The sequence below is a fragment of the Janthinobacterium longum genome (assembly GCF_051380735.1).
GTDB lineage: Bacteria > Pseudomonadota > Gammaproteobacteria > Burkholderiales > Burkholderiaceae_D > Janthinobacterium.
The window spans coordinates 66,374-72,865 of the sequence record NZ_JBNYXQ010000016.1 but is presented as its reverse complement, the minus strand read 5'-3'; the positions used below and the strand labels follow the sequence as shown (position 1 = coordinate 72,865).

6 protein-coding genes are annotated in these 6,492 nt (G+C 58.2%); 3 read left to right on the top strand and 3 right to left on the bottom strand.

The features are described 5' to 3' along the window. Positions 1–511 precede the first annotated feature (511 nt). The 3 genes from ACQ4WM_RS24375 (at position 512) to ACQ4WM_RS24365 (ending at position 3,628) form a co-directional block, all read left to right on the top strand. Positions 512–1,825: a sensor histidine kinase gene (locus tag ACQ4WM_RS24375; RefSeq protein ID WP_436549237.1), complete on the top strand. Its 1,314-nt coding sequence runs from the start codon at positions 512–514 to the stop codon at positions 1,823–1,825. A 70-nt stretch (positions 1,826–1,895) separates the two neighbouring features. Next, positions 1,896–2,654, top strand: a complete 759-nt coding sequence (locus ACQ4WM_RS24370) for a LytR/AlgR family response regulator transcription factor (RefSeq protein WP_436549236.1) — start codon at positions 1,896–1,898, stop codon at positions 2,652–2,654. 137 nt (positions 2,655–2,791) lie between these two features. Beyond that, positions 2,792–3,628 (top strand): sensor histidine kinase, encoded by an 837-nt coding sequence (locus ACQ4WM_RS24365; protein WP_436549235.1) that lies wholly within the window; start codon positions 2,792–2,794, stop codon positions 3,626–3,628. Between the two features lie 51 nt (positions 3,629–3,679). Here the strand turns inward: ACQ4WM_RS24365 and ACQ4WM_RS24360 are convergent, their stop codons facing one another. From ACQ4WM_RS24360 to ACQ4WM_RS24350, 3 genes are all read right to left on the bottom strand, one after another. Beyond that, positions 3,680–4,672, bottom strand: coding sequence for a porin (locus ACQ4WM_RS24360; RefSeq protein WP_436549234.1), 993 nt, complete (start codon positions 4,670–4,672; stop codon positions 3,680–3,682). A gap of 168 nt (positions 4,673–4,840) precedes the next feature. Beyond that, positions 4,841–5,491, bottom strand: a complete 651-nt coding sequence (locus tag ACQ4WM_RS24355) for a class I SAM-dependent methyltransferase (protein WP_436549233.1) — start codon at positions 5,489–5,491, stop codon at positions 4,841–4,843. A gap of 59 nt (positions 5,492–5,550) precedes the next feature. Then, entirely contained in the window at positions 5,551–6,492 is a 942-nt protein-coding gene (locus tag ACQ4WM_RS24350) for a CysB family HTH-type transcriptional regulator (RefSeq protein WP_436549232.1), read from the bottom strand.

Here is a 6,492-nt window from a genome sequence, read left to right as displayed (position 1 = left end):
GCGCCTATTTCATTATTTCTTGTGAACATTTGATATTTTAAGTTTTACAGCGATCCGAAAATCACTGCTGCACTTCATCAAATGCCCACACTTATCGACTGTTAATTGTTAAAGAACCGTATTCGGTGCTACTTTCGCGCTATCGACAAAGCGTTGTGTTTGTCAGCTGCGAAGAAGGAAGAGTATGAAGCGTTTCGGCTATTTCGTCAACCTTCTTTTCTACTCTCGCTTCACTGTGCAACACGCTGTTTTGTGTGCGTCGTTTTGCGAGGAGGCGAACTATAGCAAAGCTGCCCGATGTCTGCAACATCTATTTTCCTGAGCCAACAATACCTGCCTACCGCCCACCTGGCATCCTGTTCACTTCAAGCGCCCTTTTGTGCAGCCTGTCGCAAGCGGCTGGTGCGGCTGCCCTCCTTCAGGCACAGTGGCAACATCAGTTTTTGACGTGGTGACGCATCAGTTACACTGGCCCACCGCGTCGATTCATTCCTTGCCAAGAAAGCGTCCCATGTTTCCGATTTCCAGCCTGCCCCAATTGCTGAAAACCCTGCTTGCCTGGCTGCAAAAGGCATTCGACGCCACCACGACCTGGGTCACACAATTATCCTGGTGGAAGTTCTTCCTGTTTGCCGCCCTGGCCCTGATCGCTGGCTCCATTTTGCAAGATGAACTGTTTTCATCCAGCCCCGACGAAGAAGTGGTGATCAAGTCGCACAAGCGGGCCAGCAAGAATACGGGCGAGACAAATATCCTGATCGACGATACGGGCATCCATTTCAATCCGCGCAACAGCAAGAGCCGCCGCAATACGGACAGCGCCAGTGCCGATGCCACCTCCTCCGATGCGACGCCTGCCGACGCCAGCCCGACGGAAACAGTGCCTGAAGAGCCTGCACAACCGGTGGCGCCAGTGCCACCAGTGCCGCCAGTCAAGCCCAGCTATCCGGTCACCACCAATGCTTCGGGCGAAGAAGTGCATATCGAGCTGCCGCCGCAAATCGGCGAGGAGTTGTCCAATGCCATTGAGGAGGCGGTCGACGATGCTGCCGAGCAAAAGGTTTCGCGCTACCACCAGCAAGCCTCGACCTGGTTCAAGAGTTTCGTCTCCTTGCTGGTACTGGCCCTGTTTGCGATGAAAGCCCTGGTTGGCGGCAAGAAGCGGGCGGAAGCTGAAACGGTAACCGCCAATGAGGCGGCCGAGCGCGCCTCGATGCAGCGCCAGCTCAGTGAAGCAAAGATGCAGATGATGCAGGCGCAAGTGGAGCCGCACTTCCTGTTCAATACGCTCGCTTCGGTCGAACACCTGATCCAGGTCGATCCGCCGCGCGCCGCCAAGATGCAGCGCAGCCTGATCCAGTACCTGCGCGCCGTGCTGCCGCAAATGCGCGACAACGCCCTGATTACCAACCTGGGCCGCGAGGCAGACATGGTACAAGCTTATCTGAACCTGCTGAAAATGCGCATGGAAGAACGGCTGACGGTCGACTTCCAGATTCCCGATGGACTGCGCAGCGCCGCCTTCCCGCCTATGATGCTGCAGTCGATGGTGGAAAACGCCATCAAGCATGGCCTGGAAGTGAAACCGGAAGGCGGTACCCTGCGCATCGTGGCGGAAGTGGCGCACAGCAGGCTGCGCGTGATCGTCACCGATGACGGCCTGGGCTTTGGCGCCGTACCCAGCGATGGTACGGGACTGGGCTTGCCGACCATCCGCGAACGGTTGAAATTGCTGCATGGCGAGCAGGCCAGCCTGACGATTACGCCTAACCAGCCGAGCGGCGTGTGCGCAGTCATCGAAGTGCCATATCAACTGTCGAAATAAGCCACTCTGCAGTTGATAAAAACGCTAATTCATTGAATAATCAATCTTCGCCAGTTCACACTTGATGACCATGCCTACTGCTATTATTGCCGACGACGAAAGACTGATGCGCGACCAGTTGCGCTTGCGACTGGGCCAGGCCTGGCCCGAACTGGAAATCATCGGTGAAGCCAAGAATGGCGATGAGGCGATCGAACTGGTCGACCAGCTGAAACCGGACTTTACTTTCCTCGATATCCGCATGCCGGGCAAGACCGGCATGGAGGCGGCGCAGGTGATCGGCAACAAGAGCCGCATCGTGTTCGTCACCGCCTATGACAGCCACGCTGTCGAAGCGTTCGAGCGTGGCGCCGTCGATTATGTGTTGAAGCCGCCCGAGCACGAGCGCCTCCTGATCACGGTTGATCGCCTGAAGATGCACCTGAACAAGCCCGCACTGGACGTCAACAGCAGCGTGACGGCCATGCTGTCGCAGCTGGCCGAGAAGATCACCGCCAAGCCGACCTACCTGCAATGGATACAGGCCAGTATCGGCCAGGACTTGCGCATGATCCCGGTCGAGGAAATCCTGTTCTTCCGCTCGGACGAGAAATATACCTGCGTACAGACGGCCAAATATGAAGCACTGATACGCAAGCCCGTGCGCGACCTGGCAGAAGAGCTCGACCCATCGCTGTTCTGGCAGATCCACCGCGCCACCCTGGTCAATGTCAACGCCATCGAAGGCGTGACGCGCGATATCCGCGGCCGCCACCTGGTGCTGATCAAAGGCAAGACCGACAAGCTTGAAGTGAGCCGCAGCTTCTTGCACCTGTTCAAGCAGATGTAAGAATCAAGCCGCGCAGGCTCGGCCTGCGCGGCTGTGTGCCAGATCAAACCGTTGTGTGTGAATCAGCCTACGCTGCATCAAGTTCCGCCGTTTCTTCTCCTGCCTGCCTTTCGCTGATCCATCCGCAAGGAGTGCCTATGCCCGGCCGTGCAAAAACAGGATTGTTGCGCCTGCTGCCGCCAGGCATGGCGGTGGCCGCCACTTATTATCTGTGGCGACTTTTCAAGGCAAGGCACGCCATCGATACCGTCCTGGTGCGCGACATCAATGCGCGAAAGCAAGTCCACGAACAACTGGCGCGCTCGTTCGCGCAGCTGCGAGAACTGTCAAGTGCGCTGCAAACCATCCGCGAGGAAGAGCGCAGGCATATTGCCCGCGAATTGCACGATGACCTGGGGCAGTTGCTGGCCACCTTGCGCGTCAACCTGACCTTGGCGCGCCAGCATGCAGACATGACGGCGCCTTTGCTGGGACTGCTGCACAAGATGGACAGCTTGCTGGTGACGGCGATTTCTTCACTGCGCCGCATCGCCAGCAATCTGCGCCCGCGTGCCCTCGATGAAGGAGGGTTGTATTTTGCCCTGCAAACCTTGCGCCACGACTTTTTGCTGCGCCAGGCCGTGCATTTCGAGCTGATGGCCGACGAGGGCGACCTGGTGCTGGATGACGAGCGCAGCACGGCCATTTACCGCATCGTGCAGGAAGCACTTACCAATATTGCCCGTCATGCCGAAGCCAGTCATATCACGATCGCCCTGCACCGCATCGACTCCATGCTGTCGATCACGATACAGGATGATGGCAAGGGCATTACCGATCGCGATCTGAAAAAAGCGGCGTCGCTGGGATTGCTGGGCATGCGCGAACGGGTATGGGGTTTGAACGGCAGCATACAGATCGGCGCCGACAGCGAACTGGGCGGCACACGCATCGACATCATGCTGCCCATGCCTGCATCCACGCCCCCACCATGAAAAAAGGCGCTCCACGGAGCGCCTTGCTTCACACCACCATACCGGCGTTGCTTAGAACTTGTGGGTCATGCCCACCTGGACGAGCGACTTGTCGCTGAACTGATCGCGACCAGCGTAGCCGTACACGGCGGTACGCTTCGACAGCGGGTAGTCGTAGCCCAGGCCGAAGGCCTTGGCGGTTTCCTTGCCGCTGACCAGGGTGCTGTCCTGCTTCTGTTTCACATAGCTGGCCTTGATTGCGCCGCCGCCGATGTCATACGCCAGGCCGATCAGGAAGCTCTTGAATTCGCCGTTGACAGCAACGTCGGTGTCGGCTTTCGAGTAGTCAAACGTGATTTTGGCAGGACCGAATTTATAACCACCGCCAACCAGCCACAAGGTAGGCTCGGCAGCGGCATTGGCAACCGACTGCACTTTTTTCTGGTAGCCGGCGTGTGCGCTGGCTGGGCCCATGTCATACGTGGCAACCACGCTGTAACCCGCATCGGCATCATTGATTTCGCTGGCGACGACCTGGCCGCTGAGCACGAAACCGCTGAAGGTCGGGCTGTTGTAGGTCACGGAATTGCTGACGCGCGAAACACCAACCACCGAGCCGCCGGCAGCAGCACCGTTAGGCGACTGACCGCCGCGCATCACTGGCTCATTGATCTTGCCGATTACGCCGTAGGTGTTGAACGGATCGACGCGGGCCAGGGTGCCGTCCAGCAGGTCCTTGGTGCGGCCCAGGTACACGGTACCGAAGTCGCCGGTCAGGCCGACCCATGCCTGGCGATCGAACAGGGTGTTGGCCGTGGCTTGCGCGCCGGTGTCGGCCTTGAATTCACTCTCCAGATTGAAAATGGCTTTCAGGCCATTGCCCAGATCTTCCGTGCCCTTGAAGCCGAGGCGCGAAGCCTGGTTCTCACGTTCCACGATGGACGAACCGCTGGTCTTGGCCAGGCCGAGGTCGACCACGCCGTAGACGACGACGTTCGATTGCGCCTGCGCCGTAGCGGCGGCGAAAGAGGCGATGATCAATGCTGCCAGAGTAATTTTTTTCACTTGAGTTCTCTATATTAGGTTGGACAAGTTGTTGCTGCTCAACTGCTGAACCGAATCATGCCAAGCAAATGCTTCAACAATATGACATCGGCAATCTGTTGTTTTTTAGCACCTTTTTTCTCAAGACGAAAAAAAACCGCCCGCAGGCGGTATCACGGCATATGCCGCTTACTTCAGGCGGCAGCTCAGCAGCCAGTAATATTCCAGGCGCTTCATGCGGATTTCGCGTGCCGAATGGGCGAACTTCTTGCGCAGGTGACTGTCGGACGGGAAATTTTTCAGCACTTCGTAGCGCTCGCCGGACTCCGTCGTGCGGAACTGGTGCGTGTTGCCTTCCAGGTCCGTACGAGCGATCACGGTGCTGCTGCCGTCGACATAGGAATTGTCGATCAGCACCAGCAAGATGTCCTTGCCCAGCTTGCTGCGCAACTGCTTCAGGTATTTGTCCTGGTCTTCGCGCTTGACGTGCGACCACCAGAAACCGGCGAACACGGCGGTGAATTTGCCCGCCAGGTCGTCCGGCAGATTGAACGCGTCGAGCTTGGCGAAAGTCACGTTGTCGGGCAGGCCACGGGCCTGTGCCAGCGCCAGCATTTCATCGTTGAGGTCGGTCGCCAGCACCGACTCGGCGGTTTCGGCAATCACCTCGGTCCAGTAGCCGGTGCCGCAAGCCAGTTCCAGCACGGTGTGACCTTCCAGCACATCGGCGACCTTGTCGCGCAACACTTCCAGGTCTTCCTGGCGTTCGGGCTTGTCATAGACGCGCTCGTACTGCTGCGCGATGGTGGCGTAATATTTGGCAAGCTGATCGGTAATCATGTGTTTCTTCTCTTATAGTGTCTGGGCCGGGCACCTCGCCCGGCCGGGCCATGCATTGTTTATAGTTCGTAGTGCTCTTTATCGCCGCTCATTGCCTGTTCGATCAATTTACGGTTCAGGGTCGGGGTCAGCAACTCGATAAAGGTGTAAATATAGCTGCGCAGATAGGCGCCCTGCTTGACGGCCACGCGCGACACATTCATGCCGAACAGGTGGCCGACCGGAATGGCGCGCAAGCCCCGGTCGCGCTCGGCGTCGAAGGCCATGCCCGCTATGATACCAATCCCCATGCCCAACTCGACATAAGTCTTGATGACGTCGGCGTCAATGGCTTCGAGCAGGACGTCGGGCTTCAGGCCGCGCAGCGTGAAAGCGTGGTCGATCTTGTTACGGCCGGCAAACGCGCTGTCATAGGTAATCAGCGGAAACGCAGCGATTTCTTCCAGCGTGACCGACTTCGATTTGAGCAGCGGATGATCGACCGGCACCACCACCACATGCTCCCATTGATAGCAGGGCAAGGTGATCAGGCCGTCGATGGCGGCGATCGATTCGGTGGCAATGGCCAGGTCGGCCTGGTCGCGCTGCACCATCTCGGCGATCTGGCGCGGGTTTCCCTGCAACAAGGATAACCTTACCTTCGGGAACTTCAGCATAAAGGCCTGCACTACCTTGGGCAAGGTGTAGCGCGCCTGCGTGTGCGTGGTGGCAATCGTGAAACTGCCGCTGTCCTGCGCCGCATATTCCTTGCCGATGCGCTTCATGCTGTCGATCTCCTGCATCACCAGCTCGACCGATTGCAGCACCAGGCGGCCCGGCTCCGTCAGGCCACGGATGCGCTTGCCGTGGCGCGTGAAGATGTCGACGCCCAGCTCTTCTTCCAGCTCGATAATGGCTTTCGATACGCCCGGTTGCGAAGTGAACAAGGCCTTGGCCGCGTCCGTCAGGTTATAGTTCTGCCGGACCGCTTCGCGCACGAAGCGCAGTTGATGGAGGTTCAT